Origin of the sequence: Pseudomonas corrugata, from assembly GCF_050920615.1 — a bacterium.
GTDB lineage: Bacteria > Pseudomonadota > Gammaproteobacteria > Pseudomonadales > Pseudomonadaceae > Aquipseudomonas > Aquipseudomonas corrugata.
Map to the genome: position 1 here is coordinate 299,944 of NZ_CP130434.1, position 26,526 is coordinate 326,469.

General features: G+C 60.6%; 24 protein-coding genes and 1 pseudogene. 15 read left to right on the forward strand and 10 right to left on the reverse strand.

What is annotated here, in order from left to right:
- Window positions 1-67: 67 nt before the first annotated feature.
- Window positions 68-1,375 (reverse strand): CitMHS family transporter, encoded by a 1,308-nt coding sequence (locus QZH45_RS01295; protein ID WP_069018372.1) that lies wholly within the window; start codon window positions 1,373-1,375, stop codon window positions 68-70.
- 423 nt (window positions 1,376-1,798) lie between these two features.
- On the reverse strand, window positions 1,799-2,125 hold the full coding sequence (locus QZH45_RS01300; protein ID WP_053191962.1) for a DOPA 4,5-dioxygenase family protein: 327 nt from the start codon (window positions 2,123-2,125) through the stop codon (window positions 1,799-1,801).
- Window positions 2,126-2,201: 76 nt separating this feature from the next.
- Here QZH45_RS01300 and QZH45_RS01305 point away from each other — a divergent pair, with 76 nt between their 5' ends.
- Window positions 2,202-2,861, forward strand: coding sequence for an NAD(P)-dependent oxidoreductase (locus tag QZH45_RS01305; RefSeq protein ID WP_024778429.1), 660 nt, complete (start codon window positions 2,202-2,204; stop codon window positions 2,859-2,861).
- A gap of 172 nt (window positions 2,862-3,033) precedes the next feature.
- On the opposite strand, the gene QZH45_RS01310 is transcribed toward QZH45_RS01305, so the two are convergent.
- Window positions 3,034-3,984 carry a choline sulfate utilization transcriptional regulator gene (locus tag QZH45_RS01310; RefSeq protein ID WP_024778430.1) on the reverse strand — a complete coding sequence of 317 codons (951 nt, stop codon included), beginning with the start codon at window positions 3,982-3,984 and terminating at the stop codon, window positions 3,034-3,036.
- Window positions 3,985-4,098: 114 nt separating this feature from the next.
- Here QZH45_RS01310 and betC point away from each other — a divergent pair, with 114 nt between their 5' ends.
- From betC to QZH45_RS01325, 3 genes are all read left to right on the forward strand, one after another.
- Entirely contained in the window at window positions 4,099-5,613 is a 1,515-nt protein-coding gene (gene betC / locus QZH45_RS01315; protein ID WP_055135671.1) for a choline-sulfatase, read from the forward strand.
- 15 nt (window positions 5,614-5,628) lie between these two features.
- Window positions 5,629-6,549: a choline ABC transporter substrate-binding protein gene (gene choX, locus QZH45_RS01320; protein ID WP_055135672.1), complete on the forward strand. Its 921-nt coding sequence runs from the start codon at window positions 5,629-5,631 to the stop codon at window positions 6,547-6,549.
- Between the two features lie 136 nt (window positions 6,550-6,685).
- A complete protein-coding gene (locus tag QZH45_RS01325; RefSeq protein ID WP_055135673.1) occupies window positions 6,686-8,254 on the forward strand; it encodes a SulP family inorganic anion transporter in 1,569 nt (522 codons plus the stop codon).
- A 104-nt stretch (window positions 8,255-8,358) separates the two neighbouring features.
- Here QZH45_RS01325 and aroE read toward each other — a convergent pair whose 3' ends face one another.
- Complete coding sequence (aroE, locus tag QZH45_RS01330; protein WP_055135683.1) at window positions 8,359-9,180, reverse strand: shikimate dehydrogenase; 822 nt, start codon at window positions 9,178-9,180, stop codon at window positions 8,359-8,361.
- Window positions 9,181-9,201: 21 nt separating this feature from the next.
- Complete coding sequence (hemF, locus tag QZH45_RS01335; RefSeq protein WP_024778435.1) at window positions 9,202-10,116, reverse strand: oxygen-dependent coproporphyrinogen oxidase; 915 nt, start codon at window positions 10,114-10,116, stop codon at window positions 9,202-9,204.
- Between the two features lie 165 nt (window positions 10,117-10,281).
- Between hemF and QZH45_RS01340 the strand changes: the two genes are divergently transcribed.
- Window positions 10,282-11,259, forward strand: a complete 978-nt coding sequence (locus QZH45_RS01340; protein ID WP_055135674.1) for an NADPH:quinone reductase — start codon at window positions 10,282-10,284, stop codon at window positions 11,257-11,259.
- A 200-nt stretch (window positions 11,260-11,459) separates the two neighbouring features.
- Here QZH45_RS01340 and QZH45_RS01345 read toward each other — a convergent pair whose 3' ends face one another.
- From QZH45_RS01345 to QZH45_RS01355, 3 genes are all read right to left on the reverse strand, one after another.
- Entirely contained in the window at window positions 11,460-12,017 is a 558-nt protein-coding gene (locus QZH45_RS01345; RefSeq protein WP_003196294.1) for an L-threonylcarbamoyladenylate synthase, read from the reverse strand.
- A gap of 61 nt (window positions 12,018-12,078) precedes the next feature.
- Complete coding sequence (gene dprA, locus QZH45_RS01350; RefSeq protein WP_024778437.1) at window positions 12,079-13,179, reverse strand: DNA-processing protein DprA; 1,101 nt, start codon at window positions 13,177-13,179, stop codon at window positions 12,079-12,081.
- Between the two features lie 81 nt (window positions 13,180-13,260).
- Complete coding sequence (locus QZH45_RS01355) at window positions 13,261-14,286, reverse strand: LysM peptidoglycan-binding domain-containing protein (RefSeq protein WP_053191949.1); 1,026 nt, start codon at window positions 14,284-14,286, stop codon at window positions 13,261-13,263.
- Window positions 14,287-14,441: 155 nt separating this feature from the next.
- Between QZH45_RS01355 and def the strand changes: the two genes are divergently transcribed.
- From def to QZH45_RS01385, 6 genes are all read left to right on the forward strand, one after another.
- Window positions 14,442-14,948 carry a peptide deformylase gene (gene def / locus QZH45_RS01360; RefSeq protein ID WP_024778439.1) on the forward strand — a complete coding sequence of 169 codons (507 nt, stop codon included), beginning with the start codon at window positions 14,442-14,444 and terminating at the stop codon, window positions 14,946-14,948.
- A gap of 69 nt (window positions 14,949-15,017) precedes the next feature.
- Window positions 15,018-15,977, forward strand: coding sequence for a methionyl-tRNA formyltransferase (gene fmt / locus QZH45_RS01365; RefSeq protein ID WP_055135675.1), 960 nt, complete (start codon window positions 15,018-15,020; stop codon window positions 15,975-15,977).
- The gene (rsmB, locus tag QZH45_RS01370) at window positions 15,974-17,284 is read left to right on the forward strand and encodes a 16S rRNA (cytosine(967)-C(5))-methyltransferase RsmB (RefSeq protein WP_055135676.1); all 1,311 of its coding nucleotides are present in this window, start codon (window positions 15,974-15,976) and stop codon (window positions 17,282-17,284) included. Before fmt ends, rsmB begins: the two co-directional genes overlap by 4 nt.
- A gap of 24 nt (window positions 17,285-17,308) precedes the next feature.
- Entirely contained in the window at window positions 17,309-18,682 is a 1,374-nt protein-coding gene (gene trkA / locus QZH45_RS01375; RefSeq protein ID WP_024778442.1) for a Trk system potassium transporter TrkA, read from the forward strand.
- Window positions 18,683-18,874: 192 nt separating this feature from the next.
- Complete coding sequence (locus QZH45_RS01380; protein ID WP_055135677.1) at window positions 18,875-19,186, forward strand: tetratricopeptide repeat protein; 312 nt, start codon at window positions 18,875-18,877, stop codon at window positions 19,184-19,186.
- A gap of 340 nt (window positions 19,187-19,526) precedes the next feature.
- Window positions 19,527-20,432, forward strand: coding sequence for a LysR substrate-binding domain-containing protein (locus QZH45_RS01385; protein WP_055135678.1), 906 nt, complete (start codon window positions 19,527-19,529; stop codon window positions 20,430-20,432).
- A gap of 174 nt (window positions 20,433-20,606) precedes the next feature.
- On the opposite strand, the gene QZH45_RS01390 is transcribed toward QZH45_RS01385, so the two are convergent.
- Window positions 20,607-21,941 (reverse strand): NAD(P)/FAD-dependent oxidoreductase, encoded by a 1,335-nt coding sequence (locus QZH45_RS01390; protein ID WP_237140461.1) that lies wholly within the window; start codon window positions 21,939-21,941, stop codon window positions 20,607-20,609.
- Between the two features lie 414 nt (window positions 21,942-22,355).
- Here QZH45_RS01390 and QZH45_RS01395 point away from each other — a divergent pair.
- Together QZH45_RS01395 and QZH45_RS01400 are read left to right on the forward strand one after the other, a co-directional pair.
- Window positions 22,356-22,834, forward strand: a pseudogene (locus QZH45_RS01395) (hypothetical protein).
- A 12-nt stretch (window positions 22,835-22,846) separates the two neighbouring features.
- On the forward strand, window positions 22,847-23,089 hold the full coding sequence (locus QZH45_RS01400; RefSeq protein ID WP_053191937.1) for a hypothetical protein: 243 nt from the start codon (window positions 22,847-22,849) through the stop codon (window positions 23,087-23,089).
- A gap of 21 nt (window positions 23,090-23,110) precedes the next feature.
- On the opposite strand, the gene QZH45_RS01405 is transcribed toward QZH45_RS01400, so the two are convergent.
- The gene (locus QZH45_RS01405; protein ID WP_055135682.1) at window positions 23,111-23,806 is read right to left on the reverse strand and encodes a DUF1963 domain-containing protein; all 696 of its coding nucleotides are present in this window, start codon (window positions 23,804-23,806) and stop codon (window positions 23,111-23,113) included.
- Window positions 23,807-24,572: 766 nt separating this feature from the next.
- Here QZH45_RS01405 and QZH45_RS01410 point away from each other — a divergent pair.
- Window positions 24,573-24,980, forward strand: coding sequence for a winged helix-turn-helix transcriptional regulator (locus tag QZH45_RS01410; RefSeq protein WP_055134950.1), 408 nt, complete (start codon window positions 24,573-24,575; stop codon window positions 24,978-24,980).
- A gap of 294 nt (window positions 24,981-25,274) precedes the next feature.
- Window positions 25,275-26,348 carry an alkene reductase gene (locus QZH45_RS01415; RefSeq protein ID WP_055134949.1) on the forward strand — a complete coding sequence of 358 codons (1,074 nt, stop codon included), beginning with the start codon at window positions 25,275-25,277 and terminating at the stop codon, window positions 26,346-26,348.
- Window positions 26,349-26,526: the final 178 nt, after the last annotated feature.

Consider the following 26,526-nt stretch of genomic DNA (forward strand, 5'->3'; position numbering starts at 1 on the left):
TTTGAACGAGTGTTAGGCCGCGCCGCGCTTCGGGTTGACCAAAGCGGCGACGCTGCGGGCATTGCTTTTATAGAGTGCTGAACAGCGGAAAGATCCCCATCAGCAAGGCGGCGACCATTATGCACAGGCAAACCAGCACTGCCCACTTCAGGGTGAAACGCTGGTGATCACCGAACTCGATCCCGGCCAGGGCCACCAGCAGGTAGGTGGACGGAACCAGCGGGCTCAACAGGTGGACGGGCTGGCCGACGATCGAGGCACGGGCCATTTCCACCGCAGTGATGCCATAGTGGCTGGCGGCTTCGGCGAGAACCGGTAACACCCCGTAATAAAATGCATCGTTAGACATGAAGAACGTGAACGGCATGCTCGCCAGTGCGGTAATCACCGCCAGGTACGGACCGAGGAAGTCCGGGATCACCGCCAGCAGGCTCTTGGACATGGCGTCGACCATGCCGGTACCGGACAGGATACCGGTGAAGATACCTGCCGCGAAAATCAGCCCGACCACCGCCAGTACGCTGCCGGCGTGCGCCGCAACGCGGTCTTTCTGCTGTTGCAGGCACGGGTAGTTGACGATCATCGCGATACTGAAGGCCACCATGAACAGCACCGGCAGCGGTAACAGGCCGGCGATCAGGGCGCACATCAGGACGAGGGTCAAGGCACCGTTGAACCAGATCAGCTTTGGACGGCGGGCGTCAGGGAACTGGGAAACGCTGATTTCGCTATGGTCGATTTCATCATGGGCCAGGTGCAATTCACCCAGGCGCGCACGTTCGCGTTTGCCATACATGTAGGCAATCGCCAGGATCGCCACCACACCGAACGCCATTGCAGGAATCATCGGCACGAAGATGTCGGATGGATCCACGTGCAACGCACTGGCCGCGCGGGCCGTCGGGCCGCCCCAGGGGGTCATGTTCATGACGCCGCCAGCGAGGATGATCAGGCCGGCCATGATTCTAGGGCTCATGCCGATGCGGCTGTAGAGTGGCAGCATCGCGGCCACGCAGATCATGTAAGTGGTCGCGCCGTCACCATCGAGGGAAACGACGAGCGCCAGAACGGCGGTACCGACCGAAACTTTCAGCGGGTCACCCTTGACCAGCTTGAGGATTTTGCGCACGGCCGGGTCGAACAGGCCGGAGTCGATCATCAGGGCAAAATAGAGAATCGCGAACATCAGCATGACCCCGGTCGGGGCGAGCTTGGTGATGCCTTCGAGCATCATCGGGCCGATCTTCGGCGCAAAGCCACCGAACAGAGCGAACAGGATCGGAATAATGATCAGGGCGATCAGCGCGGACAGGCGCTTGGTCATGATCAGGAACATGAACGTGATGACCATGGCGAAGCCAAGGAAAGTCAGCATGGGAAATACTCCAGGCGTGGCGCGGCGAGGTTAAGGCGAACCGGACAGGTCAGCGCAGAACGTGAGACACGAGGCGGACGAATGGAGTGAGTGCAACTGGACGGGTAGCAGCGGACATCAGAATCACCATTGTTGTTGTTAAAACGGCCAAGCGGTTCGTGGAGACCCGTTTCTGGCCACCGGTCTTTTGCCGGTAGTGAGGCGATCCTAATCGCGCAAGCTTTCAGCCAGCTTTCGCCGCAGGCAATGGTTTTTTTCCGCTGGTCGGGGTCTGCGGGAGCAAGGCTGTGGGAGCAAGGCAGTGGAGCAAGGCAGTGGGAGCAAGGCTTGCCCGCGATGAAGCTGACGCGCTCGTCCTGCATATCGAGTGCCCCTTGTCGCGAGCAAGCTTTGCTCCCACAGGTCGTCCTGTCTCAGTACATTTCAGAACACCGAAAGATCCAACGGCCGCATCGCCCCCATCCAGATCGCATGGTCGGTGTGGTCTGCCAGCTCATCGCCGGTGTTCGGGTGAAGAAAGATCACCAGCCCTTTGCGATAGAGCGCCAGCCACGGCAGTACCACGCCGATGTACTGCGGATCGAACGACAACTGACAGCTCCAGTCTGGATGGGGGCCGACGGGGCGCTCGTGGACGCGGCCCATTTTCAGCGGAAACAGACGCGACGCTTCCTCACACAGTACCCGTGCCTGGTCGATGGTGCTGGCATCGAAGTAAACGTGGGCGTGGTAGCCCTTGATCCGTTGCATTGTCACTCCTTGCGAACCCTCGCCGTTTCCCGCAGGTCAGAGGCTTACACGCGGTAAAAAAAAGGGAAAAACAGCCATGAAAAACGCCGAAACCCCGGTGATCAAAATGGTGCTCTATGGTGCCATGAGCAGCCTCGGAAGTGCGTTGATGGCTGAAATGCTGCGACGCCAGCATGAAGTCATTGCCGTTCTCGATGATCTCACGGCCTTGGCGCCGCGTCCGGGCCTGCGGACCAAGACGGGGGACCTCTACGACCCCGAGCGGGTCAAGCAAAGCGTTGCCGGCGCCGATGCGGTGGTCTGTCTGCTTAATGCGCCGGGGCTGCCGATGAACAGCGAGCACGTGGAGCGCACGCTGGTTCCGGGCCCGGTGGAGCAGGTATTGGCGGTGGATGCGCTGATCGCCGGGATGCAGGCGGTGAACATTTCCCGGCTGTTTCTGGTGGGCGATTTCGCCGTGCTCGACGAGGAGGAGGGCGAAGATGATTTGCAGCGTCATGCCGCCGAGGAAATCCTCGATGCCCTGCGAAACAGCAGATTGCAATGGACCCTCATCAACTCGCCTTATGCTGCCGCCGGGTTGGGCATCGAGCATTTCACCCAGGTCAGCACCAGTCTGGAGCCGGGTATGGCCGAGTCCCTGGAGCGGCTCAACCGGGTGGCCGTCGGCATTGCCGATGAGCTGCGCTTGAATCTGCACGTGGGCCAGCATGTCAGCTTTGTAGCCGCCACCTGACGACCGTGCAAAACCTGTGGTGAGGATTGCTGTTTGTGGCGAGGGGATTTATCCCCGCTGGGCTGCGAAGCAGCCCCAAAAAAAAAACAGGGCCGCTTCGCGCCCCAGCGGGGATAAATCCCCTCGCCACAGTAGTTTTCTTTGGCTATGGAAGTGCCTTCACCCGCACATCTCAAACAGCAATGGACGGCAACGGCAACCCCGTGAGCGACTCGCCGCTGTTGGCCTGTTCTTCCATCAGCCAGTCCACAAACTGTCGGATCAGTGCCCCACGCCGTTTACGCTGGGGCAGGACCACGTAATACCCCAGGCGCGACAGCACCGTCTCGGCGATGGGACGACACAACAGGCCTTGGGCCAATAAGTTATCCACAAGGTGGCGCCAACCGATGGCAACACCTTGTCCGCCAATCGCCGCCTGGATCAGCAAGGTGTAGTTGTCGAAACGCAGTTGCCCAGGCGCCGGTGGTGAGGTGATGCCCAACTCGCGGAAGACGCCATTCCAGTCGAACCAGTGACTGCTGTTGCCGCTGCGCAGGTGCAACAGGGGGAACTCCGACAAGGCCTGGGCGGGCAAGGGCAGGGGGCGTTCCTTGAGCAGCAACGGGCTGCACACCGGAAAGACTTCTTCGCTGAACAACCAGCGACTTTCACCCTGTTTGAAGCGACCATCGCCGAACAGCACGGCAACATCGATATCGGTGCGCAACATGTTGTGGTTGCGCTCGCTGGTCACCAGGCTAACGTCCACCTGCGGGTTGGCGGCGTGAAAACGATGCAGGCGCGGCATCAGCCAGTAGGCGGCGAAGGCGAAATCGGTGGCGACCTGCAACACCTCATGCTGATGTTGAGCGGTGATTGCGCTCAATCCCGCGTCGATATTCTGCAAACCTGCCTGAACTTGTTCGAACAGCGTCGTCCCGGCCTCGGTCAGTTCAATGCCACGGTAAATGCGATCGAACAACCGCGTGCCGAGCTGTTCCTCCAGGCGTTTGATTTGCTGGCTGATGGCCGGTTGTGTAGTACCCAACTCAATGGCGGCCGCCGTAAAGCTTCGTTGCCGGGCCGCGGCTTCGAAGGCCCGAAATAGATCCAGGGACAGGTCACCCAAGGCGTCATACATAAGCTGTGCTTATCCTAGTCATTATCCTGCATGGGCTTTACCCCAATAGGTTGGGGGGACATGCTCAATCGCAGCAATTTCGCATAACCGCTCACTATGGAATGCCGCGATTACATGAAGCGCAAGAATATTCTTTTCATCATGGCCGATCAGATGGCCGCGCCAATGTTGCCGATCTACGGTCCTTCGCCGATCAAGCTGCCGAATCTGTCGCGCCTGGCCGACCAGGGCGTGGTGTTCGATGCTGCGTACTGCAACAGTCCGCTGTGTGCGCCGTCGCGCTTTACCCTGGTGAGCGGCCAGTTGCCGAGCAAGATCGGCGCCTATGACAACGCGGCGGATTTTCCGGCCGACGTCCCGACATATGCCCATTACCTGCGGCGCCTGGGCTACCGCACGGCGCTTTCCGGCAAGATGCACTTCTGCGGGCCGGACCAGCTGCACGGCTACGAAGAGCGCCTGACCAGCGACATTTACCCGGCCGACTACGGCTGGGCCGTGAACTGGGATGAGCCGGACGTGCGGCCGAGCTGGTACCACAACATGTCGTCGGTGTTGCAGGCCGGGCCGTGCGTGCGCACCAACCAGCTGGATTTCGACGAAGAAGTGGTGTTCAAGGCGCAGCAGTACCTGTTCGACCACATTCGTGAGGACGGCGACCAACCGTTCTGCCTGACCGTATCGATGACTCATCCACACGACCCGTACACGATTCCCAAGGCGTTCTGGGATCTGTATGACGACAACGACATCCCACTGCCGCAAACACCGGCGCAGACCGAGCTCGACCCACACTCCCAGCGATTGCTGAAGGTCTATGACCTGTGGGACAAACCGCTACCTGTGGATAAGATTCGCGATGCCCGCCGGGCCTACTTCGGCGCTTGCAGCTACATCGACAGCAACATTGGCAAGCTGCTGCAGACCCTTGAGGACACCGGCCTGATGGAGGATACGATCATCGTATTCTCCGGCGATCATGGAGATATGCTCGGCGAAAAAGGCCTTTGGTACAAAATGCACTGGTTTGAGATGTCGGCGCGGGTGCCGCTGCTGGTCAGCGCGCCGGGTCAATTTGCCAGCGGCCGGGTCAGCGCGGCGGTTTCCACCGCCGACTTGTTGCCTACCCTGGTGGAGCTGGCTGGTGGCACGCTGGAGCCCGGCTTGCCGCTGGACGGCCGGTCGCTGGTGCCGCACCTGCAAGGGCAGGGCGGGCACGATGAAGTCTTTGGTGAATACATGGCCGAGGGCACCATCAGCCCGTTGATGATGATCCGCCGCGGCCAGTGGAAATTCATCTACAGCGAAGATGATCCGTGCCTGTTGTTCGATGTCCGTAACGACCCCAGGGAACTGGAAGATCTCAGCCAATCACCGGAGCACCAAACCCTGTTCGCCGCGTTTCTCGCTGAAGCCAGGGCCAAGTGGGACATTCCGACCATTCATCGCCAAGTGCTCGCCAGCCAGCGGCGCCGTCGTTTCGTCGCCCAGGCGCTGACCCTGGGCAAACTCAAGAGCTGGGATCACCAGCCGCTGGTGGATGCCAGTCAGCAATACATGCGTAACCACATCGACCTCGACGATCTGGAGCGCAAGGCCCGTTATCCACAACCCTGCCAAAACCAATAACGTAAGGGGAAGCACATGCAAAAGTTATCCACAGTACTGGCCGCTGGGCTGTTGGCGTTGAGCAGCGCTTCGGCGTGGGCCGAGCAGAGCTGCGAGACGGTAAAGATGGCTGACCCGGGTTGGAGCGATATCGCGGCGACCAATGCCATCACCGGTTTCCTGTTGGAGGGCATGGGCTACAAGCCCAAGGTTGACACTCTGGCGGTGCCGATCACTTTCGGCGGCCTCAAGGATGGCCAGGTCGATGTGTTCCTGGGCAACTGGATGCCGGCGCAGCAGGGGTTCTATGACAAATTCGTAGCTAACGGGGATGTCACGCAGCTGGCCAAGAACCTGGACGGCACCGAATTCACCCTGGCCGTTCCGGACTACGTCTGGGACGCTGGTGTGCATAACTTTGCCGACCTGAACAAGTTCGCCGACAAGTTCGAGAAGAAAATCTACGGCATCGGTTCCGGCGCGCCGGCAAACCTCTCCCTGAAGGAGATCATCAAGACCAACGATTTCGGCATGGGCGAGTGGAAACTGGTGGAGTCCAGCGAGCAGGCGATGCTGGCCGAAGTGGCCCGGGCCGTGAAGAAACAGAAATTCGTGACCTTTCTCGGCTGGACGCCACACCCGATGAACGTGCAACTGAAAATGCATTACCTCAAGGGCGGCGAGAAGTACTTCGGTGATACGGGCAGCGTCTATACCCTGACCCGCAAAGGTTATGCACAGGCCTGCCCGAACGTGGGCAAGCTGTTGACCAACCTGAGCTTCACTCAGGAAATGGAAAACAGCATCATGGCTGACGTGGCGAACAAGAAGCTCAGCAATGCCGAGGCGGCCAAGGCCTGGATCAAGGCCAACCCGGCGGTGTTGGACAAATGGCTGGATGGCGTGAAGACGATGGATGGCCAGGAGGCGTTGGCGGCGGTGAAGGCCAAGCTCTGATGACCCGTGTGCTCCGGATAAGCCCTCAGAAGGTGATCCGGAGCACTTTTGTGGCGAGGGGATAAATCCCCTCGCCACAGGGAGAACGGTGCCTGGTCCTGATACTCTTGTTCTCAACCCCCATCCTTGAGGCCCCATGGCAATCCCCACCCGCCATTCACTGTTCCCTTTCCTGAGCTGGCTGCCCCGGCAGACCCGGGCCAGCGTTAGCCGTGACCTGATCGTGGGTTTGAGCGGTGCGATCCTGGCGTTGCCGCAGTCCATTGCCTACGCCCTGATTGCCGGTCTGCCCCCTGAGTACGGCTTGTACGCCGCGATCGTGCCGGTGCTGATTGCCTGCCTGTGGGGGTCGTCATGGCATCTGATCTGCGGTCCTACGGCGGCGATCTCCATTGTCCTGTACGCCAGTGTCAGCCCTCTGGCCATGCCTGCGACCCAGGACTACATCACTCTGATCCTGCTGCTGACGGTACTGGCGGGCATTTTCCAATGGTTGTTAGGCCTGTTGCGTTTCGGCGCCTTGGTGAACTTCGTCTCGCACTCGGTGGTGCTCGGTTTCACCCTGGGCGCTGCGGTGGTGATTGCACTGGGGCAGTTGCCGAACCTGATGGGGCTCGATCTGCCGAACGAGGCCACGGCCTTGAAGAGCGTGCTGATGTTGCTCAGTCACCTCGGGGCTGTGGACAAGCCTTCGTTGTTGTTGGGCTTGGTGACGCTGGCCCTGGGTGTGCTGCTCAAGCGGCTGCTGCCACGCTGGCCGAGTCTGTTGATAACCCTGGTCATCAGCAGCCTGGTGGTCTGGTTGTGGCCGGCCATGTTTGGGCATGTGGCGCTGGTCAGCGCCTTTGCCGGGCGCCTGCCGCCATTCACTGCGCTGACCCTGGACCTGGACCTGATGCTGCGCCTGCTCCCCGGTGCCGTCGCGGTGGGGATGCTCGGGCTGGTCACCAGCCTGTCCATTGCCCGTTCGTTGTCGGTGCGCTCCGGGCAATTGCTCGACGCCAACCAGGAGGTCAGGGCGCAGGGGCTTTCCAACATCGTTGGCGGATTCTTCTCCGGCTCCCTGTCGGCCGGTTCCTTTACCCGTTCCGGCCTCAGTTACGACGCAGGGGCCTGTTCGCCCCTGGCCGGAGTGTTCTCGGCACTGTGGGTCGCCTTGTTTGCCGTCGCGGGTGCGAAACTGATTTCGCACATCCCGATTCCGGCGATGGCCGGCAGCATTCTGCTGATCGCCTGGGGGCTGGTAGACCATCGCGGCATCCGGGCGTTGTACCGCGTGAGCCCGGCCGAATTCGTGGTGATGAGCCTGACTTGCCTGGCCACGTTGCTGCTGGAGTTGCAAACCGCTATTTACGCCGGTGTGCTGGTGTCGCTGTTTTTCTACCTCAAGCGCACGTCACAACCGCGGGTGCACCATGCCCACGAAGGCGAGGCGGATGTCCTGCGGGTCGGCGGTTCGATCTTCTTCGGGGCCAGTCATTATCTGCAGGTGCGCCTGCAACGCTTGCAAGGGCAACGGGTGGTGATCGATGCCCAGCAAATCAACTTCATCGATTACTCAGGGGTGGAAATGCTGCACCAGGAAGCCCGCCGTCTGGGTGCTCAAGGGCGCAGCCTGACCTTGCGCAAGGCCAAGCCCCACGTGGTGGAGGAATTGAAGAAGCTGGAAGGGCCGGAGAGGTGCCCGATTCACTTTGAGGATTGATACGGTCAGCGCTGTGGGAGCAAAGCTTGCTCGCGATGAAAGCGCCCCGGTCTGTTGGAAACCGAGGCGTCTGTCTCGCGAGCAAGCTTTGCTCCCACAGGGGTTTACAGCGCCAGCTGTCGGCGTAATTCGGCCAGCACCGGCGCGGTGTCCGGGCGCACGCCGCGCCACAGGTAGAACGCTTCACCCGCCTGTTCCGCCAACATGCCCAGGCCGTCCATCGCCACCGCGGCGCCCTGTTCGTGGGCCCAGCGGCAGAATGAAGTAGGCTCCTTGCCATACATCATGTCGTAGCAAACAGTCTTGCCGGGTTCGATCAGGCTTCCTGCAATCGGCGGAACATCCCCTGACAGGCTCGCGGACGTGGCGTTGATGATCAAGTCCACCGGCTCCTGCAGCCAATCGAAACCACTGGCCGAAACCGGGCCCAGGTCTGCGAACAATTCGGCCAGCAGTTCAGCTTTTTCCACCGTACGGTTGGCGATGATCACCGACGCCGGCGCCTCGGCCAGCAGCGGCTCCAGGGCGCCGCGTACCGCGCCTCCGGCCCCCAGCACCAGGATGCGTTTGCCCTTGAGGCTGAAACCGGCATTGACGGTCAGGTCCCGCACCAGCCCGGCCCCGTCGGTGTTGTCGCCCAACAGACGACCATCGGCCAACTTGCTCAGGGTATTGACTGCCCCGGCCCGCTGCGCCCGCTCGGTCAGGCTGTCGGCCAGTCGGAAAGCGTCTTCCTTGAACGGTACGGTGACATTCGCTCCACGTCCCTCGCGGAAAAATTCCCGCGCGCAGCCGGCAAAATCATCCAGGGGGGCCAGAAGGGTGCTGTAGTCCAGTGTTTGCCCGGTCTGTTCGGCAAACAGGCGATGGATCAACGGCGACTTGCTGTGGCCGATGGGATTACCCATTACAACGTAGCGGTCCATGGTCATCGGGTCAGTCTCCGTTCAGGCCTGCGCCAGCCAATCGCGATCCTGCAGGAAGTACTCGGTCAGGCGTGCTTCTTCGCTGCCCGGCTCGGCTTTCCAGTCGTAACCCCAGCGTACCTGCGGCGGCAAGGACATCAGGATCGACTCGGTCCGTCCGCCTGATTGCAGCCCGAACAGGGTGCCGCGGTCGTAGACCAGGTTGAACTCCACGTAGCGACCGCGGCGGAACTCCTGGAACTCTCGTTGCTTGGCGGTGAACGGCTCGTGTTTGCGACGGCGCACGATGGGCAGGTAGGCCTCGATGTAGGCATCGCCGATCGCACGGATGAAGGCGAAGCAGGTATCGAACCCCCACTCGTTCAGGTCATCGAAAAACAGGCCGCCGATACCCCGGGGTTCGTTCCGATGCTTGAGGTGGAAATAGCTGTCGCACCAGGCCTTGTAGCGCGGATACACCTCCGGGCCAAACGGCGCACAGGCCTGTTCGGCCACGCGGTGCCAGTGAACGCAGTCTTCGGCGACGCCGTAGTACGGCGTCAGGTCGAAGCCACCGCCGAACCACCAGACCGGTTCTTCGCCTTCCTTTTCCGCGCTGAAAAAGCGTACGTTGGCGTGGGAGGTTGGCACGTGGGGATTGTGCGGGTGGATGACCAGCGACACGCCCAGGGCTTCGAAACCGCGTCCGGCCAGTTCCGGCCGATGGGCACTGGCCGAGGGTGGGAGACCGCTGCCGAAGACGTGGGAAAAGTTGACCCCGCCCTTTTCAATGACCGTACCGTTCTCCAGCACCCGGGTGCGACCGCCACCGCCGGCAGGCCGGGTCCAGGCGTCTTCGACGAAGCGAGTGCCGCCGTCTTCGGCTTCCAGTGCAGCGCAGATGCGGTCTTGCAGGTCGAGCAGATAGGCTTTCACGGCCTCGGTGCGAGTGGTCATGACACCCCCTTTGATCAGGACTGGGCTACGCGGCGTACAGCGGGCCGGTGGCCAATGGGCGCACAGGATACCACCGCACTTGTCCACGCCACAGTTGACGAAGGTCAAGCTTAGGAGTCCGATGTCAGGCTTGGTAAAAAGTCCTGCGACAAGGAGAAAGTGAAGATGGCCAAACGTATCCAGTTCAGTTCCCACGGCGGCCCCGAAGTGCTTGAGTACGTGGATTACCAACCTGCCGAACCAGGCCCGCAGCAGGTGCGCGTGAGCAACCGGGCCATCGGCCTGAATTTCATCGACACCTATTACCGCAGTGGTCTTTATCCTCCGCCGGCCCTGCCTTCGGGCCTGGGCGCCGAGGGTGCGGGTGTGGTCGAGGCGGTCGGCTCAGACGTCACCCGGTTCAAGGTGGGCGATCGGGTGGCCTATGGCAGCGGTCCGCTGGGCGCCTATAGCGATGTGCATGTGTTGCCCGAGGCCAACCTGGTGCATCTGCCTGAATCCATCAGCTTCGAACAGGCTGCCGGCGTCATGCTCAAGGGGCTGACGGTGCAGTATCTGTTGCGCCAGACCTATGAGCTCAAAGGCGGCGAAACCATCCTGTTCCATGCCGCTGCCGGCGGCGTCGGCTCCCTGGCCTGCCAATGGGCCAAGGCCCTGGGCGTGAAGCTGATCGGTACGGTGAGCTCGGCGGAAAAAGCGGCCGTTGCCAAAGCCCATGGCGCCTGGGAAACCATCGATTACAGCAAGGAAAACGTCGCACAGCGTGTGCTGGAATTGACTGACGGCAAGAAAGTGCCCGTGGTGTACGACGGGGTTGGCAAGGACACCTGGCTGACCTCGCTCGATTGCGTCGCGCCCCGTGGCCTGCTGGTGAGCTTCGGCAATGCCTCGGGGGCGGTGGACGGCGTGAACCTGGGGATTCTGTCAGCAAAGGGCTCGCTGTACGTAACCCGCCCGACCCTGGCGACTTACGCCAACAACGCCGAAAACCTGCAGCGCATGGCCGATGAACTGTTCGGGATGATCAGCAGCGGCAAGCTTACGGTGGATATCAATCAGCGTTATCCATTGGCGGAAGCGGCCAAGGCCCAGGCCGAATTGTCGGCGCGGCGCACGACGGGGTCGACGATCCTGCTGCCTTGAAATGGTGGTGTGCATAAGTGCTGTGGCAACACAAAACCTCTGTGGTGTGCATAGGGTCTGTGGTAACACAAACCCTGTGGGAGCGAGCCTGCTCGCGATGGCGGTGTATCAGACAACACTCATTCGTCTGACCCGGCGCCGTCGCGAGCAGGCTCGCTCACACATTGGATAGGTATTGAATCCGGAGGGTGCGACCGGGCTCAGTCCGGCCGAACCACTTTTCCGGTGGCCAGGTCGCGAATCACGCTGGGGTTCTTGCGCCCGCCGAGGTTGCCGCCGAGTACCAGGTCGATCTGCCCGCGGAAATACTGCTCGACGCGAATCCGCGTGCGCGCCGCCGGGCGGCCTTGGGGGTTGGCCGAGGTGGATACCAGCGGCCCGACCAGCGAACACAAGTCCCGCACGGTGGGGTGATCGCTGACCCGCAACGCAACCGTATCGTGCACCCCGGTGATCCATTCCGGCAGCAGGTTCTGGTGCGGTACCAGCCAGGTGTTGGGTCCCGGCCAGGTGCTGGCCATGCGGTCCATCCAGGTGTCGGGGAAGTCTTCGAACAGGAAGTCGAACTGGTGAATGTTATCCGCCACCAGGATCAGCCCCTTATCGGGCAGCCGCGATTTGATCGCCAGCAGGCGCTCCACCGCCTCCTCGTTCCATGGATCGCAACCCAGGCCCCATACCGCTTCGGTTGGATAGGCAATCACCGCCCCGGCGCGAATTTCTCGCGCGGCTTGTTGCACACGCCAACTGTTGACCATGAAAGATTCTCCGCAACACAAGATAAGGCTGTGCGCAGTTTACCGATCTTCCCTATAAAACCTAGCGCGTGCGCGCAAACCAGCGGCCATTGTCAGACGTGGCACGTCCCTCCATTTCCAGATCGGTCAGCGCCGCCAGCACTTTGGGCAATCCCCAGCCGCTGGCCTCGGCCAACGCTTCGCTGGTGAGCGGCGCGGCGTGGAGCAGACGCAACAGCGGATGAGTAACAGGCTCCGGTTCCAGGGTCAGCGGCAGCCGTTGCCAACCACGCAAGGCTTCGAGGATGTGCTCGACAGTTTCCACCAGCGCCGCACCGTCACGGATCAATTGATGACAACCCCGGGCCCCCGGGTGATGGATCGAGCCTGGAATGGCGTACACCTCGCGCCCCTGTTCCGCCGCCAGGCGCGCCGTGATCAGCGAACCGCTGGCGACACTGGCTTCGACCACCAGGACGCCAAGGGACAAACCGCTGATGATCCGGTTGCGGCGCGGAAAGTGGCTGGCGTGGGGCGGCGCGTCCAACGCAAACTCCGAGAGCACCGCGCTGCCTTGGGCAATCATCGCGTCCGCCAAGCGACGATTGCGCTGTGGATAAAAATTTTCCAGCCCGGTGCCCAGCACCCCGACGGTGTGCCCGCCAACGTCCAGTGCCGCCTGATGAGCCGCCGCATCGATGCCCAGGGCCAGGCCGCTGGTGATGACAAAACCGGCGCTGGCCAGGCTGCGGGAAAACGCTGCTGCCGTGTCCATTCCCGGACGCGAGGCCCGGCGACTGCCCACCATCGCCAGCTGCGGTTTTTCCAGGATGGCAGGGTCGCCAGCGGCGAACAGCAGCGGTGGCGCATCGCTGATCTGTGCCAGCAGAGCCGGGTAGTCAGGCTGGTCCCACATCAGCAAATGCTGGCCCGAACCCTCCAGCCAGGCCAATGCGTGGGCGGCGCCGTCGCGCACCTCCGGGTTGCGCCGGGCTTCGGCGCTCGCCACGGGCAACCCCAGCGCCCGCCATGCGCTGGCCGGCGCGCTGAGGGCTTTGGAAGCCGAGCCGAAGGCCTCCATCAGGGTCATGAAACGTTTGGGTCCCAGCTCCGGCAAGCGGTGCAGGCGCAGGCGAGCCTCCAGTTCCGCAGGGGAAACCGGGGGGCATTCAGGCAATGTCATGTGATCAATCCTTGATCGTCATAGGTTCCGTTCGAACCGGAACAAGCTGTGGATAACTCTGTTGGTAAGTTGTGAGACCCGTTATGGATTGCGCACCTTGTCGAGCACCGCCAGCGAGCGCGAGGCATGGAGCACCAGGCCGTAGCTGAGCTTGTCGTAGGTGCGGAACACCATCAGCAGGCCGGCCCGTTCGTCGGGGATCTTCACCGGTTCGCCGGTGACGCGGTCGCGCACGGTTTCACCGGTCTTCATCACCGCCAGGACATTGCCTTCGGCCAGCCCGTCGCGCCGGCCCTTGTTCAGGGTGACCACATCCAATGCGCCGATCTGGGTCACGCCCCGTGGCACGTCGAGGATCAGCCCGTTGATGTCCGTTTTCGGCGCGCTGGGCATGAACGTCGAATTGATCGAGCGTTCTTCGCCGCTGAACAGCCGATCGCCGAGGCGTACTTCCTGGGTGGTGCGCTGCAGGGTGAGGGTGGTGACGTCGCCCTCGGCGGCCACGACTTCGGCGCTGCCGATGTCGTCGGCATTGATGCCCAGTAACTCCTTGGTCTTCGGATCGGTGTAGACCTTGCCCTGGCGGAAGATGCCGTAGGCTGACTGGTCTGTGTCGAATGCCCCGCGGGCGAAGATCTGGTCCCCGGCGCCGCTGAGCACCCGTTCGGCATTGCCGGCGACGACATAGGGCGCCTTGTTGAAATCCGCCGCCGTGTCGACGATGCGGTTGCTCAACAGGAAACTGTTGATGGCTTGCAGCGGGATACTCGGGATGGCATCGGCCACCGGCGAGCTGCGGATACGCGGCGACAGCTTGATGGTGCCCCGGGAGGCGCCGCGGTTGAGGGTCAGCCGTGGCTGGCCATTGACGTAGACCAGTGACAGGGTATCGCCGGGGTAAATCAGGTTCGGGTTGTCGATCTGCGGGTTGGCCTGCCAGAGTTCGGGCCATTTCCACGGTTCGCGCAGGTATTTACCGGAAATGTCCCACAGTGTGTCGCCAGCGACCACGGTGTATTGCTGCGGGAAACCTTCCCGAAGTTGCACTTGCCCGTGCGCGATACCGGCCGAGGCCAGGAGCAGCAGGGCGAGTAGTGATTTCCTCATGCGGTGAATCCCTTTATCATGTGCGTTCGCGTAAAACGCCAGAGCCCCCGTGGCTCGCTCCGTAGCAAGAGCAACGTTTTACAACGGTAGCCTGCATCCCAAGACACGCCAGGCCAGCCACCCGACTTTACCTCACACGTGCATTTATCAAGCTTATGGCCATTTTGAACATTCTCGAATTTCCGGACCCGCGCCTGCGCACGATTGCCAAACCGGTGACCGTAGTGGACGACGAAGTGCGTCAGTTGGTCGATGACATGTTTGAAACAATGTATGAAGCGCCAGGCATCGGCCTCGCCGCGACCCAGGTCAACGTGCACAAGCGTATTGTCGTCATGGACCTCTCCGAAGACCGCAGCGAGCCACGGGTGTTCATCAACCCCGAGTTCGAAACCCTCACCGACGAGATGGACCAATACCAGGAAGGTTGCCTCTCGGTACCGGGCTTCTACGAGAACGTCGACCGTCCACAGAAAGTCAGAATCAAGGCGTTGGACCGTGACGGCCAGCCATACGAACTGGTCGCCGAAGGGTTGCTGGCGGTGTGCATCCAGCATGAGTGTGACCACCTCAACGGCAAGTTGTTCGTGGATTACCTGTCGACCCTCAAGCGTGACCGGATCAAGAAGAAACTGGAAAAGATCCATCGCCAGAATGCTTGATGCCCCCTTCAAAGGCTTGCCGCGGCAAGCCTTTTTTCTTTATGCGACTGCTGTTAATTGAGAGCTTCCATGACTGAGCCACTGCGCATCGTCTTTGCCGGCACTCCCGAGTTTGCCGCCGAACACCTCAAGGCCCTGCTGGCCAGCCCCCATGAAATCATCGCGGTCTACACCCAGCCGGATCGGCCGGCCGGCCGCGGGCAGAAACTGATGCCCAGCCCGGTCAAGCAACTGGCCCTGGAACACGGTTTGCAAGTGTTGCAGCCGCCGACCCTGCGTGATGGGCAAGCCCAGGCCGAACTGGCCGCGCTGAAGCCGGACCTGATGGTGGTGGTTGCCTATGGCCTGATCCTGCCCCAAGTGGTGCTGGACATCCCGCGCCTGGGCTGCATCAACAGTCACGCCTCGCTGCTGCCGCGCTGGCGCGGTGCGGCGCCGATCCAGCGCGCCGTGGAAGCGGGCGATGCCGAGAGCGGCGTGACCGTGATGCGCATGGAGGCGGGCCTGGACACCGGGCCGATGCTGCTCAAGGTCGCCACCCCCATCAGCGCCGAAGACACCGGTGGCAGCCTGCACGACCGCCTCGCACTGATCGGCCCGCCGGCCGTGGTCGAGGCCATTGCCGGCCTGGCCGCCGGTACCCTGGAAGGCGAAGTGCAGGATGACAGCCTCGCCACCTACGCGCACAAATTGAACAAGGACGAGGCCCGCATCGACTGGAGCCGTCCGGCGGTCGAGCTGGAGCGACTGGTGCGCGCCTTCAACCCGTGGCCGATCTGCCACAGCACCTTGAACGGCGAAGCGGTGAAGGTACTGGCCGCCCACTGTGCCGAAGGGAAGGGCGCTGCGGGGCAGATCCTCGGTGCCAGCAAGGACGGTCTCGTCGTGGCCTGTGGCGAACAGGCGCTGTGCCTGACCCGTCTGCAACTGCCCGGCGGCAAGGCACTGAACTTCAGTGATCTGTACAACAGTCGACGTGAGAAATTCGCCGTCGGCAGCGTCCTCGGCCAAGCGGTGGAGGCTTCATGAACCCGCGTCTGGCCGCCGCCAAGGCGCTTGCCGCCGTGCTCAGCGGCAAAGCGTCGCTCAACAGCTCCTTGCCGACCCAATTGGACAAGGTCGAAGACCGTGATCGCGGTTTCACCCAGGACCTGGCGTTCGGTACCGCTCGCTGGCAGCCACGGCTCTCGGCCCTGGCGGCCAAGCTGTTGCAGAAACCGTTCAAAGCCGCCGACGCCGACGTCGAAGCGCTGCTGCTGGTGGGGCTTTACCAATTGCTCTACACCCGCGTGCCTGCCCACGCCGCCATCGGCGAAACCGTGGGCTGCGCCGACAAACTGAAGAAGCCCTGGGCCAAGGCCTTGCTCAATGCTGTGTTGCGCCGTGCCCAACGGGAAAGCGAAAGCCTGCTGGCCGAGCTCGAGCATGACCCGGTGGTGCGCACCGCCCACCCGCGCTGGTTGCAGAAAGCCTTGAAAGCGTTCTGGCCCGAGCAATGGGAAGCCATCTGCGCGGCCAACAATGCCCATCCGCCAATGATCCTGCGGGTCAACCGTCGCCACCATACCCGCGACGCGTATCTGGCGTTGCTGGGCGAGGCCGGCATCCCGGCCCGGCCATGCGTGTACAGTCGCGATGGCATCCTGCTGGAAACCCCGGGCGATGTGCGCGCCCTGCCGGGCTTCGCTGACGGCTGGATCAGCGTCCAGGACGAAGCCGCCCAATTGGCCGCCGACCTGCTGGAACTGGCGCCCGGACAACGGGTGCTGGACGCCTGCTGCGCGCCGGGGGGCAAGACCTGCCACATCCTCGAAGCCGAGCCGAAACTGGCCGGCGTCGTGGCGGTGGACCTGGAAGCCAAACGCCTGGTGCGCGTGAAGGAAAACCTCGAGCGCCTGGGCCTGGACGCCGAGCTGATTGCCGCCGACGGTCGCGATACCGCGACCTGGTGGGACGGCAAGCCATTCCAGCGGATCCTGCTGGACGCGCCGTGTTCGGCCACCGGTGTGATCCGTCGTCATCCGGACATCAAGCTTACCCGCCAACCGGACGACATTGCCGCGTTGGCACTGCTGCAGGGCGAGCTGCTCGACGCCCTGTGGCAGACCCTCGAAGTCGGTGGCATCTTGCTCTATGCCACCTGCTCGACCTTGCCGACCGAGAACACCGAAGTGATCGAAGCTTTCCTCGCCCGCACCCCCGGCGCCCGGGAACTGGACATCGCCACTCAGGCCGGCCTGAAACAGCCCCATGGCCGCCAGTTGCTGGCCCAAGAGGGCGGGCACGACGGGTTCTACTACGCCAAGCTGATCAAGATCGCCGCCACACGCGGTTAAGACCGATTCGATAGGAGTGAACGGATGAAAATCATCATCCTGGGTGCAGGGCAGGTCGGCGGTTCGCTGGCGGAGCATCTGGCCAGCGAGGCCAACGACATCACTGTGGTCGACACCGACGGCGAACGCCTGCGCGACCTCGGTGACCGTCTCGACATCCGTACCGTGCAAGGGCGCGGTTCCCTGCCGACCGTGCTGCGCCAGGCCGGCGCCGACGATGCCGACATGCTGGTGGCCGTCACCAACAGCGACGAAACCAACATGGTTGCCTGCCAGGTGGCCCACACCCTGTTTCACACCCCGACCAAGATCGCCCGGGTAAGGGAAGCGGCCTACCTGACCCGCGCCGACCTGTTCGACAACGAAGCGATTCCTGTGGATGTGCTGATCAGCCCCGAGCAGGTGGTGACCAACTACATCAAGCGCCTGATCGAACATCCGGGTGCCCTGCAGGTGATCGACTTTGCCGAGGGCAAGGCGCAACTGGTGGCGGTCAAGGCCTACTACGGCGGGCCGTTGGTGGGGCAGCAACTGCGTCAGTTGCGCGAGCACATGCCGAACGTGGAGACCCGGGTTGCGGCCATCTTCCGCCGCGACCGGCCGATCCTCCCCCAGGGCGATACGGTGATCGAGGCGGACGACGAGGTGTTTTTCATCGCCGCCAAGGCGAATATTCGTGCGGTAATGAGCGAAATGCGCCGTCTCGACGAGAACTACAAACGCATCGTCATCGCCGGCGGCGGGCAGATCGGCGAGCGCCTGGCCGAAGCCATCGAGAGCCGCTACCAGGTGAAGATCATCGAGATGAGCCCGGCCCGCTGCCGCTACCTCTCGGACACCCTCGACAGCACCGTGGTGCTGCAGGGCAGTGCTTCGGACCGCGACCTGCTGCTGGAAGAAAACATCGCCGACGCCGACATCTTCCTGGCCCTGACCAACGACGACGAAGCCAACATCATGTCGTCGTTGCTGGCCAAGCGCCTGGGAGCGCGGAAAGTGATGACCATCATCAACAACCCGGCCTACGTCGACCTGATCCAGGGCGGCGACATCGACATCGCCATCAGCCCGCAACTGGCAACCATCGGCACCTTGCTGGCCCACGTGCGCCGCGGCGACATCGTCAGCGTGCACTCCCTGCGTCGTGGCGCGGCCGAAGCCATCGAGGCCATTGCCCATGGCGACGCCAAGTCCAGCAAAGTGATCGGCCGGGCCATCCGCGACATCGGCCTGCCGCCGGGCACCACCATCGGCGCGATCATCCGCGACGAAGAAGTGCTGATCGCCCATGACGACACCATGATCCAGACCGGCGACCATGTGATCCTGTTCCTGGTGGACAAGAAGCACATTCGCGATGTCGAGAAGCTGTTCCATGTGGGCTTGAGCTTCTTCTGACCCTGGATGTGCAGTGATAGATGGGGCCTCATCGCGGGCAAGCCTTGCTCCCACAGTGGAGGACGTCCCATGCAACATGACTACAGTGGGATCAGACTGTGGAAGCAGGCCTGTGGGAGCAAGGCTTGCCCGCGATAGCCATCTAACATTCAACCGATCAGTCACTGGAACAGCCAAAAAGGACAGGCCCCTATGCTCGAATCCCTGGAAAAAATGCTCGCCAAAGGTGTGGATAACCCACTGCTGCGCTTCGGCCTGGGCAAGGGCTATCTCGACCTCAACGAATTCCCCCGCGCCGCCGAACACCTGCAACGCTGCGTCGAACTCGACCCCAAGTATTCGGCCGCCTGGAAACTGTTGGGCAAGGCTCACCAGGGCCAGGGCGACTTACCGGCAGCGCGCCGTGCCTGGGAACAAGGCCTGGAAGCCGCCCGCGCCCATGGCGATAAACAGGCCGAAAAGGAAATGACGGTGTTTCTCAAGAAACTGGACCGCCATTCCTGAACGCCACGCACCTGTGGCGAGGGAGCTTGCTCCCGATTGAGTGCGCAGCGCTCATAAAAAAGGCTGGCGTGACCGAGTGCCGTCGGTCATTCGAGTAGATCTCATGCACTATGCGAACACGCTGCGTCATGACCTGCCGAATCTGATGTTGACCACTCCCAAAATCGTGAACGCTTGGGCCAGTAGCGTAGTGAACGGAGAGAGTCGAACGACGTAGCGAGCATCTGTGCCTCGTCGTTATGCTCCGGGCAGGATCAGCGGTCGCGTCAAAGCAGACGCCTTCATGATCAGCGTGAGGCCGAGCACACGTCTTTGAATAAAAAACCTATGAAGGTTAGCCATGGACAGAAATACCAAGTCTCTTCCACCGGTGGGCCCGTTGGTGTTCTTCGAGGCAGTCGCTCGGACAGGAAGCTTCACACAGGCGGCGCAAGAGCTTTTCATCACCCAGAGCGCCGTTAGCAAACAAGTCAAGAAACTCGAAGAGAACCTCGGATTTCCATTGTTTACTCGCAAGCATCGCGGCGTTGTGCTGACAGATCCGGGCCGAGCGCTCTATGAGGGGGTTCAGCCAGCCTTGGAGTCATTTCGCGAGACGGTGCAGCGTGTGCGCAAGTGGTACGACCAAAACACCATCAGCGTGGTCTGCACGCACGCAGTTGCTCATTACTACCTGTTCCCCAGGCTCGCTCATTTTCAGCAGCAGTTTCCGGACGTCATTGTGAACGTGGTGGCTACCAACCAGTTGTCCGCCTCACTGTGCCTGGAGCATGACTTCGGGATTTTGTACGGGGCAGGTAAATGGCCCGGCCTTTCGGCCGTGAAGCTCTTCGACGAGATTGTTTACCCCATCTGCAGCCCGGGTTTCGCGGTCGACCAGATTGAAACGTTCGATGAATTGCAGAAGCAGTCGCTCATTCAGATCGACAATGATGGGTGGGACGTCATGAACTGGAATGATTGGCTCAGCCGTTTCGGCCAGCAGTTCAAGCCCACTGGCAAGGTGATTACCTACAACCAGGTGACCCTTGCGCTGAACGCGGCTGAGCGCGGGTTGGGTATAGCGCTGGGGTGGGAATTCATGGCACGGGAAATGATTGAGAAAGGGGCCGTGAAGCCGTTGTCGCAGTTTGAGCTGAGGACTGGCTTTTCGGATTTCCTGGTGCACTCCAACAAGGCGAAGCTTTCGAACGCATGCAAGACGTTTGAAGCATGGTTGCTGCAATCAACCGCTGACGACCAGTAATCTGGCCGTACCTCCAGTACCGCAGTATCAGCACGGGACCTGGGTCATCAGGTGGTTTTAAGAAGGCGTTATCGGTGAGCGGCTGGTGGCTAAATCCAGCCCGCTGGCTTGGTGCTGTGCGGGCTGTAATTCTGGTGCCCGAATCGTTAGCGTGTTCGAGTTTGGGCCGGGGTGTCAGATATCGCCGCCTGCGTTGCTGGATTCGTGCTTGAGGCGAATACCGGCGCCGAGGGCTTTCAATGGGTCTGGCGGTACCCACGATGGCTTGCTGTTGTCGAAGATGAAGTCCAGCTCATGGCTTTTGATGCCACTGATGTACTCCGCCATGTAGTACCCAAGGTATGTACCCTTGGCCACGCCGACGCCGTTGCAGCCGACAATGGTGTAGACGCCTTCCGCGGATTTCTTGAAGACCGACTGGTGATTCAACGTCATGCAAAGCATGCCGCCCCACGTGTATTCAAAGACCTTATGTGCCAGGAACGGGAACCGCGCATCGAACGATTTGCGATGCTGCTTCCAGGCTCTTTCCAAGCCCTCGGCATTGCTGTTCAGACTGCGCTCGTAGTTGAGCGAGTTGCGCACGAAGATGCGGTTGTCTGGGGTAAAGCGCACGGTTGTGCCCGCTGGGTGCGCAGATGTGGTCCCCCATGGTTTCACACCGTCGAAATACTTTTTCAACTCCTCGGGCGTCAGCGGCTCGGTTAAGCTCGCGTAGGTGAAAATCGGTGCCAGCCTGTTCTGCAGATGACCGAACTCCTCGTTGAACGAGCTGGTGGTCTGGATCACGGTATGCGCTTGGATCGAGCCACCCAGAAAGTTGAGCAGATGTGGTGAACCGTATTCACAGCTCAGCACAGGACTGTTCTCGAACAGCGTGACCGACTCTGGCAGCGCGGCGGCCAGGCCCCGGATCAGAGACGAGGGGTTGATGAGCACATTGCCAGGTGTGTACACAGCCATCCGGTAGTAGTCGGTACCCAGGCGCTTTTTCAAGGCTGCGCCTTCAAACACTTTATATTCAAAGCCGCCTGCCTGCAGGGTCTCGACGAAATGATCCAGGCCCGCCACGTTGCTTTGCTCATGGGCCGACATGTACTTGCCACAGTCCTGCCAGGCGCAGTCGATGGCGTGTTTGTCCTTGAAGCTGCGCAGCCGATTGATGGCGAAGGTATTGAGCTTGTAGAGCTTGTGGTCGTGCTCGATATTCGATTCACCGGCATCCAGGTTATGAGGCACATCGATCACAAAGCCTGCGTTGCGACCGGATGTCCCTTGCCCGACACACAGTGCATCGACGATCGCGATGCTGGCATGGGGATGCAGTTCGGCCAGACGCTGTGCAACCGCAACACCGGTATAACCCGCACCGATTACCGCGAAGTCGAATTTCTTCCTGCCCTTTAGCCGGTCACCCAATTTTCTCCCATGAGATGGCGAGGTTTCATACCAGCCCAGATTTCCGTCGACGATGGGGAATTTACTAATCTTTTGCATGGTGACCTCCAACGATGTGGCTGGAAGCATCCGACGATTGCAGAGCGCGAGCTAACGAAAAAACGGCATTCTGGTATTCCTAATGCTCATAGTTAAGCTGAAATAACGGCGTGGTGAGCTGCGAAGCAGACCCGGAAAGACCAACACGATTTAACTGACTGGCACTTACCAATCCTGGGGACGTCCTGGTCAGCGTCGAGGCGCAGGTCAAAGGCGGTTTCATGAAGCGGGCCGATTTACCCCCCGTAACGAGGGAGTTTGCTCCCGCTTGGCGGCGCAGCCGTCGTAAAACCGATTGATGCGATCTACCAGCGAGACTGCATCAACGTTTCATGGGGCGACGTTATCCAGCATGCTGAAATGGATTGAATCCAATGCGTTCGTTGTAGAGAATCGCCACCTTCTGCCTCGAAAAGGATGCGAGCGATGAAGTTCGAAGGGACTTTCCAATACATGGCCATCACGGGATCGTCTTCAACGTCTCGCAGATCACCCTCACCGACAGCGAACGCGGACGCCTGCGCGAGCTGCATTTTGGCGAGGCGAAACGCGCCCACTATGAGGTCAACAGCAAGGTCGTCGAGGTGTACGACAAGATGCAGGCCAAGAACCTGCCTTGTGTGATGATGATCGGCATCTCCAAGCCGCTGACCCGGCAACAGGGCGATGTCCTCAATGCCCAACGCACCGCGATCGCCAATCTTGCTGCCAGTGCCTTTGCTGCCGCCACCAAAGTCGTGGCCCCCTCTTACGTGTATGTACCCGTAGGGGCCGGTGTGCGCACGTATGTTAATGAAACCCTACCCACCTACCATGCGGGCGACGTACTGGTCAGCATCGAGGCACAGGTCAACGGCGGTATCGGCCCGCAACGCACCCTCTCGACATTGATCATCAAGACCTGACTGGAGACCTATATGTCCGACATTACCCAGATGGTTATTGCCGTGGTGTTGTCCTTTCTGCTCGATCGGTTTCTCAAGCCGTATCTGCTGCGCAAGTGGCTGGGAGTGGTGTTGGTGGCGGCGGGTGCGGTTGGCTGCGTTGTGGCAGGCCAGACACGCTTGTTGGGGTTTGATCTGGGGTTGTGGTCGGTTTTTGCTGTGCCTATAGGGATGGGGTTATTTATGAAGCGGCGGCGGTTTGAAGAGGATTGCTGAAGGAAAGAAGATGGCAAAACATCAGTAAAAATCATAATAAAACGCCCACTCCCCAGTTTCGTTGTGCTTCCAGAACATCAGGCTCCCACTGTCGACCACGTTCAGATTGATCTTCGCGTCCGATGAGATCTGGAACACAAACTCGAAGCCTTCACCCGGATCGACCCCCGATTGGCAGAACGAGGGGTAACCGCCGAACTTGTGTTCGTAGGTGTGGGTGACCAAGTCGTAATAGCTCTGCATCTCGCCCGCGCGTTCCAGCGCGAGGATTGCTTGCTCAAGGTCCTCCGGTACACCACCGCCATCCCACAGCGGAAAGTCCTCCGGCACCACTTGTGCTTTCAGCGGGAAGGGTTTGAGGAATGCACCTGCCACCGGCAGAGACTTGCGTACCAACACATCATCCGGTCCATATTCACGGATCACCCAATTATTACCCATTGGCTCAAAGTGCTCGGGGAATGGATTTGAAATGAACACCGTCAGCACACGAACCCTCGCCAGCAGCGGGCTGTTGATGGGCAGGGCGGGTAGGTAGAACTGTGCATAGGGGAGCAATGGTTGCCCCGCCTGATTGGTGGGTACACCTTCATCAGGGCGGAACAGGAAGACGTTGCCCAGCCAGCTTTCTTCATCGGTACCGGCAGGACGAAAGCCGCCGGCAATCAGCTTTACGGCGGGACGGGTTAGGCGTTGCTTGATTTCCTGGATGTCCATGGATGTAACCCTTCCTTTTGCTACAGGTGTAAAGGCCGCAGATTGGCGGTGTGCGGGCTCGGGTGGCAGCGCTTTTCTCCTGAGCCAGGGTGCATCGGTGGCTTCCAGGAGTGGGATTTCGCACACAGCACGGGCCACGACCTTCCTGAAAGTCTTACCTGTGTCTGAGCGTCATCGATACCGGCTCGGCCAGTGGTGAGGAGACGATAGAGCCCAATGGCAAGGCGGACAAGCCGGCGGATTCGAGTTTAGTTAGCTGAGTAGCGCTTCGAGCAGGCAGACTGAAACAAAGCGGGCAGATTCGCCCCGTGGCGAGGGAGCTTGCTCCCGCTTGAGTGCGAAGCACTCACAAAAATCTATCAAGCGCCGCCTCCCTTGTGGTGAGGGGATTCATCCCCTGGCGCCCGGAATTTGCCGCCGCCAACCCGACTCTGCCGAGGTGGTTTCTCGACGACCGTACCGAGCTCTCGTTGCGGCTGGCCGAGCTGCGCATGCCGGTCCTGCTGCTGTGGGGCAATGCGGATCCGATCAGCCCCGTTCGAGTTGGTCAGCGTCTTGCTCAACGGTTGCCCACGCGCAGTTGCATGTTTCCCTGGCGCCGATCACAGCCTGGGCTTTACCCATGCAGATGCAGTCGCGAGCTTGATCGACAGCCATCTGGTCCGTGGCTGAGCGGTAATAGATCCGCCGCTTCCTAACGGTATATTCTGGATACCGGCGACGAATAGAAAGCCCAAGATCGCCTTGGCATCCAGAGGAAACCGCAATGCTCGAAATCGAACCCCAATGCTTTTCATCGGCATGCCCCAGCCGTGCCCTCTTCGAGCAGATATCTGACAAGTGGTCGATGATGGTGTTAGTCGTGCTGGACGAGGGCCCGCAGCGTTTCAATGCAATCAGGCGCAGGCTGGAGGGCGTTACCCAGAAGGCGCTGACGCAGTGCTTGCGCCGTCTCGAGCGCAATGGCCTGGTGTCGCGCCAGGTGATATCGCTCTCGCCAGTGGCGGTGCAATACCAGATCACAGCGCTTGGTCGCACGTTGCAACGGCCCCTGAGCCAACTCCATGAATGGACACTTGTAAAACTGTCCGAAGTTGAAGCCGCCAGGGAAATATTCGACCAGGCCAAAGACGTGTCAGGGCTTGCGATCGCGTCGTTTTCCCAACCTGGTTGATCGGATCGGACGCGAGTAACCCAGCCATATTTTGATCCGCTGAACGACAGGCATTGCGCCTGTCGTTTGAGATATCCGCATGGAAACCAGGTTTCCTCAGACCTACTAACGCGACTCAAGGTGCCTGATTGACGCCAGATTTATTCGGTATACCGTGATCGCGTCAGCACCTCGGTGCGCCCATCAATATTCCCGAAAACTATTTACGGATTCACGTAACGGGTCGCCATGTGCGTCGCGAACGCTGCTGGGTGGACCTTCGATTGAAGATCATCGTTAGCCAAAGAGAATCTCATGAGCCATTCAAAACTATTAACGCCCGTCGGCAATGCACAGCTGACCTTCAAAAACCGTGTGTTCATGGCACCTATGACCCGAGGGCGTTCGAAAGACCGAATCGCCAATGAACTCACCGCAACTTATTACGCACAGCGCGCATCCGCAGGTCTGATCTTCTCGGAAGGAGCCCAGATCAGCTCCCAGGCCATTGGTTGGACTAACACGCCCGGTATCCATACATCGGAGCAAATTGCTGGATGGAAGAAGGTCACCCAAGCCGTCCATGAAGCGGGGGGGCTGATCTTCGCCCAGCTATGGCACACAGGCCGTGCCTCCCACCCTGATTTCCACAATGGCGAATTACCTGTTGCGCCATCGGCGGTACCTTTCAACAGCCAAGCCTTCACTGACGAGGGGATCAAGCCGTCCGTTGTGCCACGGGCACTAACCCTCGACGAAATCCAAGCCACCCTGAACGATTACGAAACCGCCGCCCGCGCAGCCAAAGCGGCGGGGTTTGACGGCGTCGAAGTTCACGGTGCCAACGGCTACTTGCCGGCTCAGTTCCTGGAAGACGGATCCAACAAACGAACCGACGCTTATGGCGGCACCATTGAAAAGCGCGCCCGTTTCCTGCTGGAAGCCACGGACGCTGCTATCAAAGTATTCGGACCAGAGCGGGTCTCTGTAAGGCTCTCACCGCGTATTCCTTACAACGACATGGGCGATTCCACGCTTGAGCAAACCTACATGTTTGTCGTCGAAGCGTTGGAAAAGAAGAAAGTGGGCATCCTGCACTTCATGGAGCCGCCCGCATTGCCCGAGGGCCTGAAACTGTTGGCACCTGAAGCAAGAAAACGCTTCACGGGCCTGTTTGTGGTGAATGTCGGTTACGACCAGAAAACAGCCGAACAGGCTTTGGAGAGTGGCTTAGCGGATGCGGTGACCTTCGGTAGCCTTTTCATCAGCAACCCTGATCTGCCGGAGCGGTTCAAGGTTGGTGCACCGCTGGCGCCTGCCGACCAGAGTACCTATTACAGTGGCAACGAGCAGGGATATACCGATTACCCAGCGTTTTCTGTTGCATAGGTAGAAAGGGGGGGCGGGTTTATTTCTGAAAATATATCCGTCCCCTCGTCTAATGCCGATCAGTTAAGCAGTGGCTGGGAATGGTGTTGGCGGCGACGGGTGCGGTTGGCTGCGTTGTGGCAGGTCAGAACCACTTGTTCGGGTTTGATCTGGGATGCCGTCAGTCTTTGCCGTGGCT

Coding starts and splice junctions, on each gene's coding strand:
- QZH45_RS01295 (WP_069018372.1), bottom strand. CDS start 1,375: ATGCTGACTTTCCTTGGCTTCGCCATGGTCATCACGTTCATGTTCCTG.
- QZH45_RS01300 (WP_053191962.1), bottom strand. CDS start 2,125: ATGCAACGGATCAAGGGCTACCACGCCCACGTTTACTTCGATGCCAGC.
- QZH45_RS01305 (WP_024778429.1), top strand. CDS start 2,202: ATGAAAAACGCCGAAACCCCGGTGATCAAAATGGTGCTCTATGGTGCC.
- QZH45_RS01310 (WP_024778430.1), bottom strand. CDS start 3,984: ATGTATGACGCCTTGGGTGACCTGTCCCTGGATCTATTTCGGGCCTTC.
- betC (WP_055135671.1), top strand. CDS start 4,099: ATGAAGCGCAAGAATATTCTTTTCATCATGGCCGATCAGATGGCCGCG.
- choX (WP_055135672.1), top strand. CDS start 5,629: ATGCAAAAGTTATCCACAGTACTGGCCGCTGGGCTGTTGGCGTTGAGC.
- QZH45_RS01325 (WP_055135673.1), top strand. CDS start 6,686: ATGGCAATCCCCACCCGCCATTCACTGTTCCCTTTCCTGAGCTGGCTG.
- aroE (WP_055135683.1), bottom strand. CDS start 9,180: ATGGACCGCTACGTTGTAATGGGTAATCCCATCGGCCACAGCAAGTCG.
- hemF (WP_024778435.1), bottom strand. CDS start 10,116: ATGACCACTCGCACCGAGGCCGTGAAAGCCTATCTGCTCGACCTGCAA.
- QZH45_RS01340 (WP_055135674.1), top strand. CDS start 10,282: ATGGCCAAACGTATCCAGTTCAGTTCCCACGGCGGCCCCGAAGTGCTT.
- QZH45_RS01345 (WP_003196294.1), bottom strand. CDS start 12,017: ATGGTCAACAGTTGGCGTGTGCAACAAGCCGCGCGAGAAATTCGCGCC.
- dprA (WP_024778437.1), bottom strand. CDS start 13,179: ATGACATTGCCTGAATGCCCCCCGGTTTCCCCTGCGGAACTGGAGGCT.
- QZH45_RS01355 (WP_053191949.1), bottom strand. CDS start 14,286: ATGAGGAAATCACTACTCGCCCTGCTGCTCCTGGCCTCGGCCGGTATC.
- def (WP_024778439.1), top strand. CDS start 14,442: ATGGCCATTTTGAACATTCTCGAATTTCCGGACCCGCGCCTGCGCACG.
- fmt (WP_055135675.1), top strand. CDS start 15,018: ATGACTGAGCCACTGCGCATCGTCTTTGCCGGCACTCCCGAGTTTGCC.
- rsmB (WP_055135676.1), top strand. CDS start 15,974: ATGAACCCGCGTCTGGCCGCCGCCAAGGCGCTTGCCGCCGTGCTCAGC.
- trkA (WP_024778442.1), top strand. CDS start 17,309: ATGAAAATCATCATCCTGGGTGCAGGGCAGGTCGGCGGTTCGCTGGCG.
- QZH45_RS01380 (WP_055135677.1), top strand. CDS start 18,875: ATGCTCGAATCCCTGGAAAAAATGCTCGCCAAAGGTGTGGATAACCCA.
- QZH45_RS01385 (WP_055135678.1), top strand. CDS start 19,527: ATGGACAGAAATACCAAGTCTCTTCCACCGGTGGGCCCGTTGGTGTTC.
- QZH45_RS01400 (WP_053191937.1), top strand. CDS start 22,847: ATGTCCGACATTACCCAGATGGTTATTGCCGTGGTGTTGTCCTTTCTG.
- QZH45_RS01405 (WP_055135682.1), bottom strand. CDS start 23,806: ATGGACATCCAGGAAATCAAGCAACGCCTAACCCGTCCCGCCGTAAAG.
- QZH45_RS01410 (WP_055134950.1), top strand. CDS start 24,573: ATGCTCGAAATCGAACCCCAATGCTTTTCATCGGCATGCCCCAGCCGT.
- QZH45_RS01415 (WP_055134949.1), top strand. CDS start 25,275: ATGAGCCATTCAAAACTATTAACGCCCGTCGGCAATGCACAGCTGACC.